The organism is Fictibacillus barbaricus (assembly GCF_014635025.1).
Lineage (GTDB): Bacteria > Bacillota > Bacilli > Bacillales > Fictibacillaceae > Fictibacillus > Fictibacillus barbaricus.
Genome location: NZ_BMCE01000009.1, coordinates 21,168 through 38,930, shown reverse-complemented (window position 1 = coordinate 38,930; position 17,763 = coordinate 21,168). Strand labels below are relative to the sequence as shown.

Here is a 17,763-nt window from a genome sequence, read left to right as displayed (position 1 = left end):
AAAAGAGTTATCAAAATACCGATAACTCTCGTATTATTCAAATCATGGCCTAATTACAATCTTTGAATCAACCAATAAAATGCCAGAACAAAAATAAGGCAAGACGTTGAAATCATCATTTTACGATACCAAGGGAACCTTCGGAGCCAAATCAAGAGGGGCAGTAATAGGCATAAGACCATTAGTTGGCCCGTTTCTACACCTAAATTGAACATCAGGAGTGTGCCAATCAGATTGTCCTTTGGAAGTCCTGTTTCAGCCAAAGCCCCGGCGAAGCCCATACCGTGAATTAGGCCAAATATGACTGTCATAACCCACCGCCATTTCGCCTTTTGAACAAACATATTTTCCACGGCCACGTAACAGATCGTTACTGCAATCAACGCTTCAACCCAAGACGAGATGACATGGATGCGACCCGACGCCACCAAGAAAAGGGTAATGCTGTGGGCGATTGTAAAAGCAGTAACAATTTTCAACGCATCCTTGAATCTAGATGCGATTAATACTAAGGATAACAAAAACAGCAAATGATCGTACCCGATCAAAATGTGTTCGATTCCAAGTATAAAGTATTTCCACAGGACGGAGCCAATCTTCTCGGACTGAGCTCTATGGCCGCAATCGTTGCAGCTTCCGGTAGTTTCCGCCGCGGGAAAGGTGATCTGAATATCTTTTCTATTAATATCAAGAATATCCTCATAGAGAAATTCCCCTGAATGGACCAAGAGTACACTCGTATGAGCAGGCGCATCTTCAAACACCAGATTGTAATGAATATTTAATTGTTCGATCGCTTCATCAGCGGTTAACCTTATTTGAAACACTACGCCTCTTGTGGAATCCTTTGTTGTCACGTCCATCGAAAGCAATTCCATCGTTAAGGGTTTCGAATCCACATCTATTCGAAGATCTTTCTGTAAAAACGATTCGATTCCGTCCTTTTGCGAGGGCAATTCCTCGTTTTCCAGATTATCATTCTTGTTGGTATCAAATTGCACAAGCAAGTCTCGTTGATCAAGAAAAAGTTCATAGTCAATCTGGTTCCCTATAACGTTTAACTTCGAGTAACCCATGCTTGAGGAATGCGCAAATGAAGTTGTGGCAGTCCCCAAAATTAATACGATGATGAACAAGGAGAGGAAAGTTCTTAGATTCATTGCTTCTGGACCTCTTTTCATAAAATGGACCAAGTAGAGAAGGAATTGCTATGCAAGTCTCAACAGGAATGTCACAGGCTTGCGTAATTATAGTTCCTAACGTGGAAAATCCTGAATCCATCAATAATAATAGGGGGAGAAAATGAATCTCCCCCGTTACATTACCGATCCATCCTAAAATTCGTAAATGTGTGGCATCTGTGTTTATTCTCTTGGGTCAAGCTTTGAATTGCTTTACTTTTGTTTCAATACATATTGAGCTTCTCGCAACAAATAGTTTGCTGCTTCGTTGTATCCTGATTGACCCATCCAGCAGGAGCGTTAACTGTCGTAACTAGTAGTTCGTGATCCGGAACATTATTTACACTTACGCTAATGCTTGTGTAATGTTACGTTGTTCGGATTTACCACACCTGCAGGCAAGGTTACAGTTCCATTTACCGTGAAGGTCTGTTCTATCTTTAGAGCTGGATCATAGTTTGCAGCATCTACATTCCATGTCACATTAGCATTCTTACTTCCTGCATCGGTAACCAGTTCCATGTGGAAGGCAAGCCAAGGGCTGCTGTCGTCTTTGCTGTTCCGTTGGGCAATCCCTGGATGGATGCGGACACTGTTATGCTCTTTAACGTCAAGGTTGAACGACTTGGAATGTCTTGCGATCCACTACCGTATAACCGTCATTGAGCAAAAAGAGTGCATCATAAGTGCCAGGGGCCAGTCCATTGTTTAAACTAACTCTTCCAGATCCAGACTTTAAATAACTCCATCGCAAAGATGCACCGGCACCTGGAGGAACAGCTCCGGTTCTGTAGATGCCGACCCAATCTTTCCCGTTTAACGCTGCGCCAGTATAGGATAGGTTAATAGCTTCCCCTTGGATGTACTGGGATTTGTCTAGTGTTATTTGGCCTGCAGCTACTCCAACTGCTTGAACAGTTACGTTAATGCTTGTTGTCAATGGAACGCTGTTCGGGTTTTCAACTCCGGAAGGCAGGGTTACGGTCCCTGGCACCGAGAAGGTCTGCACCGTCTTGATAGCCGGATCGTAGCTAACGCCGCTTAAATCCCAAGTCACACTTGCGTCCACATTTCCTCCATCGGTTGCAAGAATTACTTCTGTGGGCAATCCCAGAGCTTCCGCTGTCTTGGCCGTTCCGTTGTTCGCAGATACCGATGCAGGCGCAGTGATGCTGTTTAAGTTAACACCCTTCGTTATAATGTCAATGGCCTGGGAGGAACGGTTATACATGGAATCCGCGGCGAATACCCTGAGCAGATATGGCGTTTTCGGCAATAACCCTGTTATCTTATATTGCCTGTATACATCGAATGGTTTGTCTAGCGGCAGCGAAAGGCTGTTGAACGATTTGTCCACATCCCCGGTGAGCTTGTTGATAAGCTCAACATTGTATTCCAAAACGCGTACATTATCATTTGCTTGCTTCATCGTAAAATTAACTTCGTTGCTCTTGATGGAATCGACTGTAATACCCTCATCAAACTGCGGAGGTATAAGTTCTCTTATATCGTTCCTGCTGTACGTAAAGGCATTTTTGCCTTCGCCAACGTTTACTACACGAGGTATGCCTACAAATTCATTCGTACTTAAATTATACTGTTTGATGATAATTTTCGGACCGTAAACCTCTAAGAAATTCACGATGCGAGGTGTGGTTTTATACTTGATATACGCGCCTTCTATATATCCGCCGTACGGACCGTCATCAATATAACTGGAATATGACGACGCACCGGAATCGAGGAACGTAGCCGAACCTTGATGGAGAGAGCGTTCGTCGGTGGGGTCGTATTGCGTATGGCCTGACATATAAAACACCTGCGACAAATTATTGTCGGCAATATATTTACCTACAGCATTACTTCCCGAGCTGCTCCATCTCGATCCCCACACGGTTCCGCTTACAGGGAAGTGAGACATTACAAATATGGGCTTTGTTGGATCATAATCCTCTTCTTCTGTGATAGTTTTGAGGTAATTTTGGGTTTTTCCCACCGTATTTTGGTTATTGTAATTTGCGTCAAAACCGACAATATTGTATCCTTTTACCTTGACCCGATAAGCACTGTTAAAGAAATTGTTATCGTACGATTGCGTTGCTTCGTTCCATGCGCCCGCCGAACCGATAGGTATTAGGTTTTCGGCGCCGCCCATATCATGGTTGCCTCTAACCATTAACAACTCCGTACTGTCAAATAAACCCTCACTTTGAAGTTTATTGTATACTTTTGTAAGCTCACCCATCCAAACATATTCACTGGCTTTGTTACCGCCGGTAACGTCGCCGGGAATCAACATGACATCGGAATGCGGGAACACGCTCATGGCTTTTCTCATATCGTCTTCCACACGCGCGATTGCAGCGGGATTACTGCTGATTTCCGTGTCACTGTTTATAGTTACATTTAAACCGGGGGGAGTTAATGTTTTATTGCTTTTTTGATAGATAAATATGGCATTGTTTAGTTCACGTTCGTAATAATTGATGGTTTCCTGTGTATAGAATTTTACTTTTTGCGTTCTTGTAACCGTTTTTGAATAATTCAAGGCCTTTTTCAAATATTTAAAATCGGTTTTGCTGAAGCCGTTGTCACGACCGCCTTCTACGATTGCACTTGCTTCTGATATGGTGTCGTTAAGTGCGTTCATATCTACTTCATGTCCAGCGTAACTATTATAATTAGCTTGAACTACATCAGTGCTTAATACGCCTTTCTGAATCATCAGATCAGCGATACCGAATGAATTGCCGCCGAGGTTGCCCAATCCGTCGCTACCTATATTTAAAGGATTGGACGTATCTAAAGATCCGTGCCTCAGCGAAGTTTCAGCCATTTTGTAAGCATCAATATAAAGCGATGCGAGCATTTTATCTCTGTCTACAACAAATGTCACGTAACGCCAATCGGAAGCATCAAACGTGTTGCGCCCAAAGGAAATGTTCTTTACTTTTGCAGTCGGGAATCCAAAATTCATGTTGATCGAATTGGCTGATGTGTAAATCGCCCAGCCTGCGTTAGAGCCGTTACTAAAATCCTTGTTCGATAATATGACATTATTATTTTTAGTGTCGCCCTTATACCAGAAGGATACGGTAAAACTCTCTTCTCCAAATTTCAAGCTCTGCGGCGTACTGACATAATTGCCATTTCCGCTTTCTAAGTGCAGAGCTTTGGTTCCGGGTAATACACCGTCTACAAAACTATAATTCCCTTTTGCTATCAAATCTTGTTGATTTGCATCGTCCTTCAAATTATTATCAAATTTAATCGATGAAATAAGGGGATTGGCATCTTTGCTGGCATTATCTTTTTCTGCGTATGTGGTGACCGATACCATACCGAATAACATCATTATTACGAGGGAAATGGATATAATTCTTTTCACTACAGAAAACCTCCAGGAATTCTAATTTTCTACGATTACCGCGACCGTATCTTCTACACCGTTCAATACATTTATAGATTAGGAAATGGTTAACGTCGAATCTTGTTGTACCTCCCTCGTCGTAAAGTTTTTGAGCTAAATTCGCAAGCATTGATCCTATACAACTCTTTCTACAAGATTTCCACCCAATTTAGCATATCAACTCACTGATACATTCTATTGGCCGGACATTATTCTAAAACCGCCCCCTCCAGAATCAAATCTACCAATCTGCTTAATGGTAAGGGACAAATATTAATAGAGTTTAGATCTAACGTAAATTTTTGCAATATTGATCATTTTCTTCTTTTTAAAAAAATATCAATTTTTTTGATTTATTGGTTGTAAATTAGTAAATAAAGGATAAATGAAATTGCTTCAAATAATTTTGATGTAGGGAGTGATAGGGGAACTCGGCTGTACAAATAGCATATGAGTTGTCTAAAGTAGCCGTTTCGGATTAATCGTAGGGAACCATACCATAAGTAAATGAGGTTTATAAACCATTTTTATTCAATAAACGATGAGTACGAGTGGATTGTAGGAGTTGCTGTAGAAGCAGATACCTATAATCCACTCTATTTATGTTTGTCTGAAGGACGGAGAATGAGTTTTCAATTTATGGTTTAGACAAGGTGGAAATGTATTAAAAGGAGATAAATTTGGGTGTGGGAGAAAGTACTCTTTGGGATCATGTAATGTTACTATCTAGATCTTCACATAAGACGATTGAACATTAGGACACATAATTTTGAAATCCGTTTAGTCGGTCTTTCCGAAGTATTTTTACATTTCTTTAAATTTATTTAACTAATCATTACAAAAAGCCTATTAATTCTTAAAGTTCCCTAACTAAACTACCAATAGATAGAAAAATATTGATAGGGAGGAATTATTTATTATGGAAAATCAAACATCTAAAAAGGGCTTGAACAGGAGAGATTTCTTAAAAGCGGGAGGAATGAGCACACTTGCTCTTACCCTAGGATCAACTGGAGTATTAGCACTTGGTTCCAAAGCATTAGCGGATACAACTAATAATCCAACCAGCGGCTTTGGCGGATATGGTCCATTATTGCCTGATCCAAATGGCATTCTTGATCTTCCAGAAGGCTTTCATTACAAAATTATTTCTAAAGAAGGCGGTCTAATGACTGATGGGCGAAAAATCCCTGGAGCCTTTGATGGAATGGCAGCTTTTGAAGGTCCTAACAATACGACCATCCTTGTTCGTAATCATGAATTGGGGGGAGGCGCAGCATTTGGAAGCAATCCTTATGATGCCGCTGCTCAAGGTGGTACAACGGCTGTAGTTGTAGGCCCAAATCGAGAAGTTATCGAAGAATATGTCACCTCTTCAGGTACAATTAGAAATTGTGCTGGTGGAGCGACTCCTTGGGGCACTTGGCTGACTTGTGAAGAAACACGTTCTGCGACACATGGATATGTGTTTGAAGTGGATCCGACACAGCCGGAGAACGAAATGTCCAGAACTCCAATTAAGGATATGGGACGTTTTTCACACGAAGCCTGTGCAATTGACCCAGCGACAGGATATGTATACTTAACAGAGGATTCAAGCCCAAGTTACCTTTACCGTTTTATCCCAAATGACTTAAGCCAAAAACCCGGCGCGTTACAAAAAGGCGGTAAGCTTTATGCGGCGGCGATTGAAGCGGTAACTGATCCATCAGCAAGCACATTTAAAACAGGACAAAAATTTCAGATTGTTTGGAAGGAACTAGATCCTCATCTCTGCCGTGAGGATGCCGCTAAACATAACTGCATTAAGTTCAGTAGACTAGAGGGAGCGTTCTTCCAAGCGGGTGTCTTCTGGTTCGATGATACCTCTGCCGGCGAAAAAAATCTTGGGCGTATTTACCGCTATTTCCCTGCAACCAATACCTTGGAGCTTTTCTATGAGGGAACGGATGCACATGACATGGAATATCCAGATAATATCTGTATGACTCCTTGGGGAGACCTTTGGTATGCAGAAGATGGTTCAGGACAAGATCGACTTATGGGAATTACCCCAGAAGGCAAAGTCTATCCTTTTGCCGCCAATCGTCAAAGTGGATCTGAATTGGCAGGACCTGTCTTCTCGCCTGATGGAAACACGCTTTTTGTCAATATTCAAACCCCAGGTCAAACCTTTGCCATTTGGGGACCGTTCCAACGCAGAAACTCTGCGCGCGCAAGGGAAATGTCCTATGCTGTTCCTTCGAAGCATTTTGCACCGCAAGTTTCGGACAAACTGGCTCAAGTTGCCGAGAGTCAAGGGATGTCCATTCTAGAAGCTGCAGCATTTGAGCGCCACGGAGTAAAGATGATTTAAACTGTTTTACAGGATTCATCCATAAAAGGTATAAGCCGGCTATACGTCGCAGCGAAGTATGAGCAGCCACGTATAGCCGATTTATCGGGGATCCGGATGACGGAAAACAGCTTAACGATTGATACATACAGATCCGGAGAAGATGCAGCGTTTAACACTTACACTATTATCCAGAAATGATAGCAAACCTAATGCGGTTGAAGAATTAGTGGCAAACAAAAATGGTAATGGAGATATTGCACTTTCTTCAGCAGAGAAGAACAACTTCAATATACTGTGAAGGATGTCAAAGCAGGTCAAGCCAATGATTTTGTAGTCAAAGCGGTTGATGAGCGCGACAATTCAACTCCTAGCTTCGTAAACACAGAGTCTATTAAACCTATGGCACCAACCAATCCTACGGTTGACGATGGATTTAATACATATAGCTGCTTAAGTAAAAGATTGAACTATAGGTGAATAAAAGATTCATAATTAATGAAATTGGGAGGACAGATTAAAATGGGAAAAAAGCTTTTATCCATGTTTATGATCGTATTAATTCTATTGACTATGATGGAACCATTATCGTCGGACTCTGTTATGGCGGTATCCGAATCCCATCCGCTGGAATCAAAGACCACGAATGTGGCTTTGAATGCGAAGGCGACAGCCAGCGGTCAATGTAATGAAAATGAAAAGCCTAGTTTTGCCGTTGATGGCAGAACCGATACGAAGTGGTGTGACAATTCCGGTACTGCTCAGAAATGGCTAGAGTTGGATTTGGGCAAAGAATACAACATTAACCAATGGGTTGTACAAAATGCTTGTATTGGTGAATCAAAAAATTGTCCTTACTGGAATACCAATTCATTTCGTTTGCAGATGAGTGAAGACGGAAAGACCTGGGAAGATATCGATGTTGTAAAGGATAACTACCAGACAATCGTTGACAGATACGTCCCTACGTTTAAAGCTCGTTATATTAGGCTTTATTTAGATAAACCTTCCACTCAAGACTCAAACGCTAGGATTTACGAGTTAGAATTGTATGGCACAGATGTAGAACAAACGCCTGCTTATCCGGAGATTAACAAAAAACCTGTAGATTATGTCGATCCATTTATCAACACATTGGGCGATAATGGCCAGACGAATCCTGGTCCAACAACGCCGTTCGGTCTAGTATCATTGGGACCGGATTCCGATGGTGGGGCATTTAGTGGATATTATTATCAAGATAAATATCTGAAAGGGTTTTCACACCTTCGATTCAGCGGTGTCGGCTGCAGCGGTGCAGGTGGAAATATCTTGATGAAGCCTGGGATCGGTTCGTTTACGAATGACAGCAAAAAATATAAAGAGAAGTACGACAAAAACAGTGAGGAAGCATCACCTGGCTATTATAAAGTGAAACTTGAATCTGACATTGAAGTGGAACTGACTGCTTCAAAGCGTGTAGGATTCCATAAATATATGTTTCCTAAATCACAAGATGGGTATGTGTTAATTGATCTAGCAAACTCATATGCAGGAATGCTAGATGCTAGTCTTAAGGTTGAAAATAACAATGAAATATCAGGCTATATTAAGGGAAAAAATGTATGTGGTCATGGCTATTATAAAATGTATTATTCCATTCAGTTTGATCAAGATTTCGACTCCTATAAGTCTTGGTCAGGCGATGCTGTCGGAGACGATGAGAGTCGCAGCGGCACAAAGATTGGGGTATTTGCAAAATTTGATACAAACAAAAATCAGGAGATAAAAGCAAAAGTTGGTCTTTCTCCAATTAGTGTGGAAGAGGCAAAATATGAAAGAGATCATGATATTCCGAATTGGAATTTTGACCAGCAACGGAGCAAAACAAGAAAAATTTGGAGTAAGCTTCTAAACAAGGTGAAAATCACCGACAACGATGAGGAAAACAAAACGATTTTCTATACGCAGTTGTATCACTCCTTCCTTCATCCAAATAATGTAACAAGCTCCAAAGGCGAGTTCCGAGCGGCAAGGGATGAGAATACGATTCGCAACACCTCTGAGATGGGCAAGGACTTTGAATATTACTCAGGCTGGACGACATGGGATGATTTTAGGAAATACTCCTTGTATTCAATACTCGCTCCTCAGGAGTTTGATAATATTGTGAAATCTATGGTGGATGTATATAAGACTAGGGGTTCATATGTCCAGTGGGGGCAAGGGTACTGGCCAAGTCCGACTGTACGGAATGAATTTAACGGTGCGGTAATCCTTGATGCTTATACAAAAGGATTTGATGATTTTGACGTGTATACGGCTCTTCGTGGGATGGCTGTCGATACAGATCATTATGCTCCTAATAAAGTATCCGGAGCACTAGAGAAAGCATACAGTGCTTATTATCCGATGAAGCTAGCTTCTCTTCTTGGAGACAAGGCAACATATTTAAAATACCGGGAAATTGCGTTGTCCTATCAAGATCTTTGGAACCCAATACAGAGGGATGACCAACAAAATGAACGAGGATTTTTTACTCCGAATGCAGAAACTGCTGCAAGTGTTTCAAGGATCAATGAATTTGCTTATCAAGGAAATCTGTGGCATTACCGATGGTTCGTTCCGCATGATGTCCAAGGTCTGGCCAAACTAAGGGGGAGCTCTGAAAAGTTAGCTGATGATCTAGAGTATTTCTTTGAAATTGATGAATATATGGCAATCAACGAACCGGATATTCAAGCACCGTATATGTTTAATTATTTGGGCAAGCCTTATTTGACCCAGAAATATGTTAGAGAATACACGACGGAAGTAGTTACACAAAAGTACCATAACCACGGATTGTATGCTTTGCCGATAAAATCACGTGTATACCGTGCTGATCCGGAGGGGTATTTGCCTTCCATGGATGATGATGCCGGGGCAATGTCTTCCTGGTTTGTGTATAGCGCAATGGGATTGTTCCCTGGAAATCCAGGAGACCCTTACTATATGATCGGTTCGCCTATCTTCTCTGAAATGACATTGCATCTTGAAAAAGGGAAGTCATTTACGATTAAGGCAAACGATGTATCTAGTAAAAATCGCTATATTCAAAAGGCGAAGCTGAACGGAAAAAGCTTTGATCAGGCATGGATCAGCTACGAGGATATTATGAAAGGTGGAAAACTAGAATTCCAAATGGGCTCAACCCCGAACAAAGAATGGGGAGCTGATCCAAGTAAAACTCCTCCTGCTACGGATTTCACAAAAGAGGTCGTTGTAAAATTAAACAGCATCACTGCACCTGCTGACAAAACAGGGGTGGCAATCGGAACGGCGAAGACAGCGGACGCCCTTGGATTGCCAACGACAGTAGACTTGGTTACCGATTCAGGCAGCTTAAATGGGGTGGCCAAGGTGACATGGAATGTAGATGCTTCAGACTATGATCCTACGGTAAAGGCTGTACAGACCTTTACTGTAAATGGAACTGTAACTTTGCCAAATGGAGTGGAAAATCTCAATAACGTCCCTTTGACAACAAGCATTAAAGTAACGGTTAATAAGATCCCACAGTCTCAAATGACGGCAACGGCGACAAGTCAGGAAACGATTGGTGAAAATAATTCAGCATCCATGGCGATTGACGGAAATTCACAAACGATTTGGCATACAAAGTGGGATAAATCTGATGTTCTCCCCCAATCGATCAACTTAAATCTTAGAGGAACTTACCCAATCGATAAGGTTGCGTATTTACCAAGGTCATCAGGCAGCAACGGAAATATTACAGGATATAACGTTTATGTAAGTACAGATGGAGTGACCTTTACTAAAGTTGCAAGCGGAACTTGGGCAGACAACAATGCGGAGAAAGTAGCAACTTTTGATCCGACGGATGCATCATATGTCAAGCTCGAAGCAACGGCGGGTGTTAACGGCTGGGCATCGGCTGCGGAGATTAGCGTCCTTGTGAAACAGAAACTGTAAAGAGCCTCATAGGAATAACAAATTGCTTATAAAGGAACAAATAATGAGATTTGTTTATTGAATGAAGTAAAAAATCCCCTAACTAATATTAGTTAGGGTTTTTTGTGTATAAAGGAATGCTAGTGTGTTTTGATAAGAAAGTTCTTTACTGAATAATAAAGTGCTTTACTACCTTGGAATATATATTCCAGGTTTTTTTTCATTATGTGTAATATTTGAATTTATATACTTAAAACCAGCCTTATTTTGATGAAAATTCTTCTCCTTTTTATTCTACAAACGGGCCAGATTGTTGAATAAGAGAAGGGTTACGATGACATCAAAAGGGTATAAGATATTAAATTTATAAAATAACTTTTTTAAAGAAAGGATTCTAAAAAATGGACGAGTCATTTGCAACAAATGAAGGATTTGAAGGCTTCAAGCTTGAAAAAGTTAAGCTTGATGAGGCGACAATACGTTTTCGCTATGGAGGGACTGGCTCTCCGATAGTTTTACTTCATGGTCATCCACGTACTCATACTACTTGGTATAAGGTAGCCCCACGACTTGCAGAAAAGTATACAGTCATTTGTCCTGATCTGAGGGGATTTGGACAATCATCTATTCCGAAAGACACACCAGACCATAAAAATTCGTCAAAGCGAGAAAAAGCAAAGGATTGCATTCAACTTATGAAAAGTCTTGGTTTTTCAAAATTTGCCATAGCTGGGCATGACCGAGGAGCTTATACAGCATTTCGTACTGCTATGGATCATCCTGATGTTATTACTCATTTGGCAGTTTTAGACGGTGTCCCAATTTTAGAGGCGCTGAAACGATGTGATGAAAATTTTGCTAAAGCTTGGTGGCATTGGTTCTTTTTTGGTCAAGCTGATAAACCAGAAAGAGCAATTCTTGCCGATCCAGATTCATGGTACGAAGGCACTCGGGAGAAAATGGGTGCCATGAATTACAAAGATTATTATTCGGCTATCCACAATCCGGAAACAGTTCATGGTATGGTAGAGGACTACCGTGCAGGATTGGGAATTGATCGCGCCCATGATGATGAAGACTGGCGACAAGGTAGGAAAATTCAATGTCCGGTTTTATGTTTATGGTCAATTTATGATGATTTAGAAAGTCTGTATGGAGATGTTCTTAGCATATGGAAAAATTGGGCTCCAAACGTGCGAGGGTATGGGATTGAAAGCGGTCATCATATGGCCGAAGAAGCCCCGGATCAACTTTCAAAAGCTCTCTTGCAATTTTTTGACACATAATTTGAATCCTACATTGACAGATCGGGATTATTGATGCATTGCCAGAGAAGGATCGTTCTCAGGGCATTTCACTTTATTCTTTATTTTCGTATATACCAGGTATTATTGGCCCTTTACTAGCATTAGGCATTTGGCAAGGAGGAATGGATTACTTTACAGTAGTGATGGTAGCAATTGCTCTCTTTACTGGATTGGTTGGCTATAGCGCCAAAATGGAAAGAGAAAAGTCTAAGTCTGATACAAATAATACTGAACAGAGAGTAGGTATGAGTAAATCTTTTAGTCAGCTAGTAACAAATCCAGATTTATTTAGATGCAGCGTAATAATGTTAGTTGCTTCTATTGTTTTTGGAGCGATTACAACCTTTATACCACTGTATGCTATGCAATTAGAAAGTGGAAATGCTGGAATTTATCTCATGCTTCAAGCAGGTACCGTCGTCTTTGCACGTTTCGCTTTAAGAAAAAAAATTCCTTCTAATGGCAAATGGCATTCACCATTTATAATGTTAACTATGTTTCTTTTAGCAACAGCCGCACAATGTGTAAGCTTTTCTACAACAGGTGGAGCTCTCTTTTTCTATGTTGGTGCTATTTTAATGGGGATTGCACAGGCAATCATTTATCCGACGTTAACAACGTATTTAACCTTTGTATTGCCTAAGATAAATCGGAATGTTTTACTTGGTTTATTTATTGCTATGGCCGATTTAGGTGTTTCGCTAGGTGGTGTCATTATGGGACCGATTGCTGATTTTACCTCATACTCATTTATGTTTAAGATTTGTGCTATTTTGGGATTGTTAACGATTATTTTTGCTTTTAATCGGCAAAAAGTAGTTGTCGGATAAAAAGTAGTATGAGATAAAATAAAGCTGTATTTTACCAATTAAAATATACAAAGAGCATAGCTTTTAAAGTGTACTTCTATTAAATTAAGCTGCAGTTCTTATAATAAGTTATTCCACAATCGGGTGCATTTCTTCAAGAAGGAGAAGTGCATTTCTTTTTAAACTTTAAGGATAGCTTATAAGATATAATCCTTATTGATAGATCCAATTACAACAATGATGTGAAACACCATTGGGTTGGGAAACGTATTAAAAAGAAACTCTAAAAAAGGAATTGAAGCAATTGTCACAGTATTTCTATTTACTGTCATTGTCATTTGTAATGCTGGTGGGGATGTCCGCTTATATTTGGCATTTATATAAATTGAAAAAGAAGAATGGAGTTACGTATAAGATACCGATAAAGGATATTCTTGGAGTCGCCTTTTTATTTCTCCTTTCAGGATTCTTGTTTGTCTATTCTTTGTTAGACTTGCCTAACGTTTTAGCTAATAAGACGAAACAATACAAAGGGGATTGTGAGATCATCATATTCGATATCACAAGAGGAGGGCATACGGAGGTTAATTTTGGAAAGAATAGCGTTATGTTTCCTCAAGATTATCAGGGTATAGAAGAAGGTAACTACTACTGTGAAGTGGAATATTACCCACGAACTGAACAAGGAAAATCATTGGAACTTTACCAGTCAAAAGGCGGAAAATTAATAAATCAAAAATAGTGTTTCATTTCCAACTTAATCTTCAACACAATATCGGGTACATTTCTCCAAGAAAAGAGCATTCCTGTAATGAGTTTTTCCACAAAACGGGTGCGTTTCTTCAAGATGAAGCAATGCACCCGTAAATTATTGATGGTACTCAGGACAAAAATAAGTGCTTATTTAAGGCTAAAGTTTCCTATTTTACTATTATTCCCGTTTTATTTTGGCAAGTCATTCACTTCATATGCAACCCTTATTCCAGATTCAATAGCCCCTTGCATCCAACCATGGGTAAGTGTAGTATGTTCACCGGCAAAGTGCACTCTTCCTGCAGGTATAGGGATATAAGGATACAGTTCGGTTTCTTGACTCGGTTCAAAAGCCGTAAACCCTCCTGAAGAAAATGGATTATCGACCCAACTAAAGGAAGTTCCTGTTACAAACTCAGAATAAACTTGGTTTCCATATATTTCTGCTAAATTTATTAAAGCATAGTGAATACGTTCCTCATTTGATAGACCGTTCCATGTTAAAGCTTCATCTGCCCATGTATAACTGGCCAAAATCACTGCAGGTCCATCTGTACCAATCCCATGACTTGGATAATGTGTGAATCGGATTGGCAAATCAGTTATGCTTCTACCCCCAAACTGATTATTTTTTTCCCAAAATCTGCTTTTAAACTCGATTCCAATTTTTGTTGCGCCTATATAGTTCAGTTCGCGTATCGCTCTTCGTTTATAATAGGAAAAAGAATGGTATGGTTCAATATTCACAAATCGTAACACTGAAAATGGAATGGTAATAATGGCGAGATCACCATTTATAGTGAAGTGATTTGAAGAATGCTGATGGGTAGAATGGATAGTTACACTGTTGTTATTTTGGACAATTTTCATCACCTTTTGATTGAGCATAATAACTTCTTTTAATTGTGGAAGAAAGGCCTTTGGCAGTAGATCCATACCACCGGTTATCTCATAAAAACGATTTGCTCTAAAAGACGGCACTTCTCGTAAAACTTCAACAAAAGACATCCCCATATATGCTTCTAAGTCAAGGAGTACACCAATCATATCAATTGCTCCATCTGAAAATGTCGTTCCATATTGATAATGGTAAGAGTTCAAGAAAGAACCGAGCGAGTAGTTTTTAAACTCTTTTTCCACGAGAGACCAATTATTAGTTGGGTTTTGGGCTATAAAATCAAGAATAGGATTTATGGCTAAATTCAGCAGCTCTTCTGCACTTTTCCCTTTTTCATTCGGAGCAACAGGGAAGTTTAGAATACCAGGGTAACGTTCAAAAATGTTAAGACGTGTTTTGATTCCGTTCAGGTATAAAATATCCATGGGAGTTCGGTTAATGAACGGATTTACCGATAGCCCAAATTTTTTAATATACTCTAAGGTCAAATAATGATTATCCGGAATACGCATGGGGCCAGCGTTAAAATAAAGACCATTGGTAAAGGGAGATCGAATGGTATAGGCACGTCCACCCATTCTGTTGTTCGCTTCAAGAATTGTGACTTTGTGTCCTGCTTCTTTTAGTAAAGAAGCAGAAACCAGCCCTGCCAGCCCTGCGCCGACAATAGTAATATGTTTGGGTACTTGCGACTTTTTAAGCCCATTTCTAATGATGCCGATCATTTGTTGAGTCGTTAATTGATAATGTAGGTTGTTAGGCATCTGCTTCGCCCCTAGTGAATAAAATTTAATACATTGTATTCACTTTTAGAAGAGCTTATGTGTTTACTGTTTATGGTAAATAATGTAAAATAATTTGATTTATGGAGTGAATTTTGTATAAAATATTTAAAATTACAAAGCCTTGTTTAAACAATAGAGTGCATTTCTTCAAGAAGTTACTTTTGTGTCGGATTGTAAGTGAAACAGAAGTGAACCTTGTTTTTTATATAAAACCCTGCGAAGTACTGAAAAATAAGAGGAGGCTAGAACAAGAAATCTATAAATCAAACAATTTATATTGATCAGAATGAAGAAGAGGTGAATCATCATCCTTTAATTTTTTGAATACTTTCTCCAACATTCGTTCCGTAGAATAAAGTTTAAGCTTTAATGAACAATCAATTGAACTAATGGGTGCATTTCTTCAGGAAGGAGATTTGCATCTTTTTTATTTTTTGGCTTTTTACTAAATAAAGGATTTAAAACTATATTTAAAGAATACATTTATTGGTAAAATATATTGGCCAAATGGTTGAGGAGGTTCTATGAAAAAACGGTGGGTAGTTCCTGTATTATTGATTTCTATACTTATAGGTTGTAATGAGGGTAAAAACGGTACACTAGATACCTCTAAATTAGAAAAGGTTGAACCAGTGGGGAATGTTACAGAAGAACAGTTAAAAAGCATTCCAGTAAGCTATGAAGCATCTTCACTAGATGAAGGCTTAGATGCTCTCCCATTTGACATAAAAATTCCAAAAGACATTCCGTTTGATGCAAAGCCACTTCAGATTTCAACAATCGAGGATTTTAAACACGATGGAAAAAATCTAAGAGTCAACTTTACTACAACTGGAAAGAACAAATCTGAAATTATTTTATTGATGATCACCATCCATAATTTTAAAGTTGAACATAGTGGTGCTTGGAAAGATATTAAACTATCTGACGGAGTAGTGGGCAACTATAACGGTAATACTGTCACTTTTGTGAAAGACGGCATTTACTATGATATAAGCTACGATAATAAGAATATTTCGTCAGAACAACACAAGAAAGACATAATTAAAATCGCTAATCAAATGCTTTAGTGAATTTGTTGTTCTACCAGAATAACTTCCGTACAGATAGCTGCTTGTCTAATGAATATAGTTTCTGGTTTTGCTTATTCCACAATCGGGTGATATAGCCGCTAATTCTGGGAAGCTCTTTTCCTTTTTCAGCTAAAGTAACAGGATTGTGGAATAAGAAGCAGTATCATAATATACTTTTTATTGCCTTAAAATGTGTTTCCAGTTAGGAGGCAAATCATAGGTTCTTAAGTGCTCAAATTTATTAAGTTTTACTAAGTTGGGTATTGTAGAAGCAATCTCAAATACTAAACGGTCCTTGCCAACATAAACGTGGGGACCTACTGCTGGTTCTACTTCCAATGTATATAAAAAACGGAATGAACGAAATTCCCCTAATCTCTGAACCTTTGCCATTTTAACATCATATGGATAAACTGTTGGTTGAATTGTTAATATTTTTAAGTAGTAATTTTTGATTGATTCATCGATAGGTAATAAAAGCATTATTGTATCTTGATATATAAGCTCTCTTGACTCTTGTGTAGTATCAACAAATGCTGCTTTTGAAGGTATTTGATTCACCAGAAATAACGAAAGAATTAAAGAAGGAAGAAGTAACATTTTTAGCATAGGGATCCCATCTTTTGAGTTTTTTATTATTAGTTTTCCTATTACCAAACAATCCATACAAGGGAATAAATACATACCAAGGCTTAATTGTTCAACAAACAGATGCATTTCTGTAAGAAGAGTAGTTAGGTTGAAAGTTCTAATTATAATCATTGTGAAGGAGTAAAAATTTTGATTGTCGAACAATTAATTTTGATAACAAATTTCTTAAGTAAGTGATTAGATGACAAAAACAATTTCTAATCTTTCACAATGTATTTTTCCTATTTTAGCAGTTATCTGTTTTTTAAAGGGCATAGCAGGTAAATACACAATACAGACAATCATATGCTTGTTATTAGCTGGATTTCTGTTTTCAATGTATTTAATATTCACAAAGAAGTTAATTTTATGGGGTATGATAAATATTACTCTTACCGTTCTTCTTATAATTGGGGGAATATTTATGTATTTTGCAATGATAGCATCTGGAGTGTGAACCCTAATTTGCAAAACAAAAAAACCATTGTAAAACTGGCCCATTACTGGGTCGGTTATTTTTGAGTTCATCACCCTAACAGTTGATTGCCTTGTATTTAATTCCCTAAATAAAATTGATTGAACCCTCTTGATTCTAAGTAAAGCCTAAATTATGTCTTACGTCACTTATTCAACAATCGGGTGCATTTCTT

General features: G+C 39.0%; 12 protein-coding genes and 1 pseudogene. 7 read left to right on the top strand and 6 right to left on the bottom strand.

The window, feature by feature from the left end:
* Window positions 1-53: 53 nt before the first annotated feature.
* The 3 genes from IEV52_RS21635 to IEV52_RS21625 form a co-directional block, all read right to left on the bottom strand.
* A complete protein-coding gene (locus IEV52_RS21635; protein WP_188404630.1) occupies window positions 54-1,160 on the bottom strand; it encodes a HupE/UreJ family protein in 1,107 nt (368 codons plus the stop codon).
* Window positions 1,161-1,532: 372 nt separating this feature from the next.
* Window positions 1,533-1,703: a hypothetical protein gene (locus IEV52_RS21630; RefSeq protein WP_188404629.1), complete on the bottom strand. Its 171-nt coding sequence runs from the start codon at window positions 1,701-1,703 to the stop codon at window positions 1,533-1,535.
* An 88-nt stretch (window positions 1,704-1,791) separates the two neighbouring features.
* Window positions 1,792-4,569: a botulinum neurotoxin N-terminal receptor binding domain-containing protein gene (locus IEV52_RS21625; RefSeq protein WP_205723973.1), complete on the bottom strand. Its 2,778-nt coding sequence runs from the start codon at window positions 4,567-4,569 to the stop codon at window positions 1,792-1,794.
* A gap of 940 nt (window positions 4,570-5,509) precedes the next feature.
* Between IEV52_RS21625 and IEV52_RS21620 the strand changes: the two genes are divergently transcribed.
* From IEV52_RS21620 to IEV52_RS21595, 6 genes and pseudogenes are all read left to right on the top strand, one after another.
* Window positions 5,510-6,946, top strand: coding sequence for an alkaline phosphatase PhoX (locus IEV52_RS21620; RefSeq protein ID WP_188404628.1), 1,437 nt, complete (start codon window positions 5,510-5,512; stop codon window positions 6,944-6,946).
* Window positions 6,947-7,064: 118 nt separating this feature from the next.
* Entirely contained in the window at window positions 7,065-7,226 is a 162-nt protein-coding gene (locus tag IEV52_RS21615; RefSeq protein WP_188404627.1) for a hypothetical protein, read from the top strand.
* A 221-nt stretch (window positions 7,227-7,447) separates the two neighbouring features.
* Window positions 7,448-10,879 carry a glycoside hydrolase domain-containing protein gene (locus IEV52_RS21610; protein WP_188404626.1) on the top strand — a complete coding sequence of 1,144 codons (3,432 nt, stop codon included), beginning with the start codon at window positions 7,448-7,450 and terminating at the stop codon, window positions 10,877-10,879.
* A 380-nt stretch (window positions 10,880-11,259) separates the two neighbouring features.
* A complete protein-coding gene (locus IEV52_RS21605; protein ID WP_188404625.1) occupies window positions 11,260-12,144 on the top strand; it encodes an alpha/beta fold hydrolase in 885 nt (294 codons plus the stop codon).
* 17 nt (window positions 12,145-12,161) lie between these two features.
* Window positions 12,162-12,995: pseudogene (gene cntE / locus IEV52_RS21600) on the top strand (staphylopine family metallophore export MFS transporter CntE); the annotation flags it as partial.
* A 310-nt stretch (window positions 12,996-13,305) separates the two neighbouring features.
* Entirely contained in the window at window positions 13,306-13,716 is a 411-nt protein-coding gene (locus tag IEV52_RS21595) for a hypothetical protein (RefSeq protein WP_229754411.1), read from the top strand.
* Window positions 13,717-13,916: 200 nt separating this feature from the next.
* On the opposite strand, the gene IEV52_RS21590 is transcribed toward IEV52_RS21595, so the two are convergent.
* A complete protein-coding gene (locus IEV52_RS21590; RefSeq protein WP_188404623.1) occupies window positions 13,917-15,389 on the bottom strand; it encodes a flavin monoamine oxidase family protein in 1,473 nt (490 codons plus the stop codon).
* Window positions 15,390-15,934: 545 nt separating this feature from the next.
* Between IEV52_RS21590 and IEV52_RS21585 the strand changes: the two genes are divergently transcribed.
* Window positions 15,935-16,480, top strand: a complete 546-nt coding sequence (locus tag IEV52_RS21585; protein WP_188404622.1) for a hypothetical protein — start codon at window positions 15,935-15,937, stop codon at window positions 16,478-16,480.
* A gap of 180 nt (window positions 16,481-16,660) precedes the next feature.
* On the opposite strand, the gene IEV52_RS21580 is transcribed toward IEV52_RS21585, so the two are convergent.
* Together IEV52_RS21580 and IEV52_RS21575 are read right to left on the bottom strand one after the other, a co-directional pair.
* On the bottom strand, window positions 16,661-17,245 hold the full coding sequence (locus tag IEV52_RS21580) for a DUF3888 domain-containing protein (RefSeq protein ID WP_188404621.1): 585 nt from the start codon (window positions 17,243-17,245) through the stop codon (window positions 16,661-16,663).
* A 66-nt stretch (window positions 17,246-17,311) separates the two neighbouring features.
* On the bottom strand, window positions 17,312-17,641 hold the full coding sequence (locus IEV52_RS21575; protein ID WP_188404620.1) for a hypothetical protein: 330 nt from the start codon (window positions 17,639-17,641) through the stop codon (window positions 17,312-17,314).
* Between the last annotated feature and the right edge of the window lie 122 nt (window positions 17,642-17,763).

What these genes read in the sequence shown, in the direction of transcription:
- IEV52_RS21620 (WP_188404628.1), top strand. Translation starts at nt 5,510, where the DNA reads ATGGAAAATCAAACATCTAAAAAGGGCTTGAACAGGAGAGATTTCTTA.
- IEV52_RS21590 (WP_188404623.1), bottom strand. Translation starts at nt 15,389, where the DNA reads ATGCCTAACAACCTACATTATCAATTAACGACTCAACAAATGATCGGC.
- IEV52_RS21605 (WP_188404625.1), top strand. Translation starts at nt 11,260, where the DNA reads ATGGACGAGTCATTTGCAACAAATGAAGGATTTGAAGGCTTCAAGCTT.
- IEV52_RS21630 (WP_188404629.1), bottom strand. Translation starts at nt 1,703, where the DNA reads ATGGAACTGGTTACCGATGCAGGAAGTAAGAATGCTAATGTGACATGG.
- IEV52_RS21585 (WP_188404622.1), top strand. Translation starts at nt 15,935, where the DNA reads ATGAAAAAACGGTGGGTAGTTCCTGTATTATTGATTTCTATACTTATA.
- IEV52_RS21635 (WP_188404630.1), bottom strand. Translation starts at nt 1,160, where the DNA reads ATGAATCTAAGAACTTTCCTCTCCTTGTTCATCATCGTATTAATTTTG.
- IEV52_RS21575 (WP_188404620.1), bottom strand. Translation starts at nt 17,641, where the DNA reads ATGAACTCAAAAATAACCGACCCAGTAATGGGCCAGTTTTACAATGGT.
- IEV52_RS21610 (WP_188404626.1), top strand. Translation starts at nt 7,448, where the DNA reads ATGGGAAAAAAGCTTTTATCCATGTTTATGATCGTATTAATTCTATTG.
- IEV52_RS21580 (WP_188404621.1), bottom strand. Translation starts at nt 17,245, where the DNA reads ATGATTATAATTAGAACTTTCAACCTAACTACTCTTCTTACAGAAATG.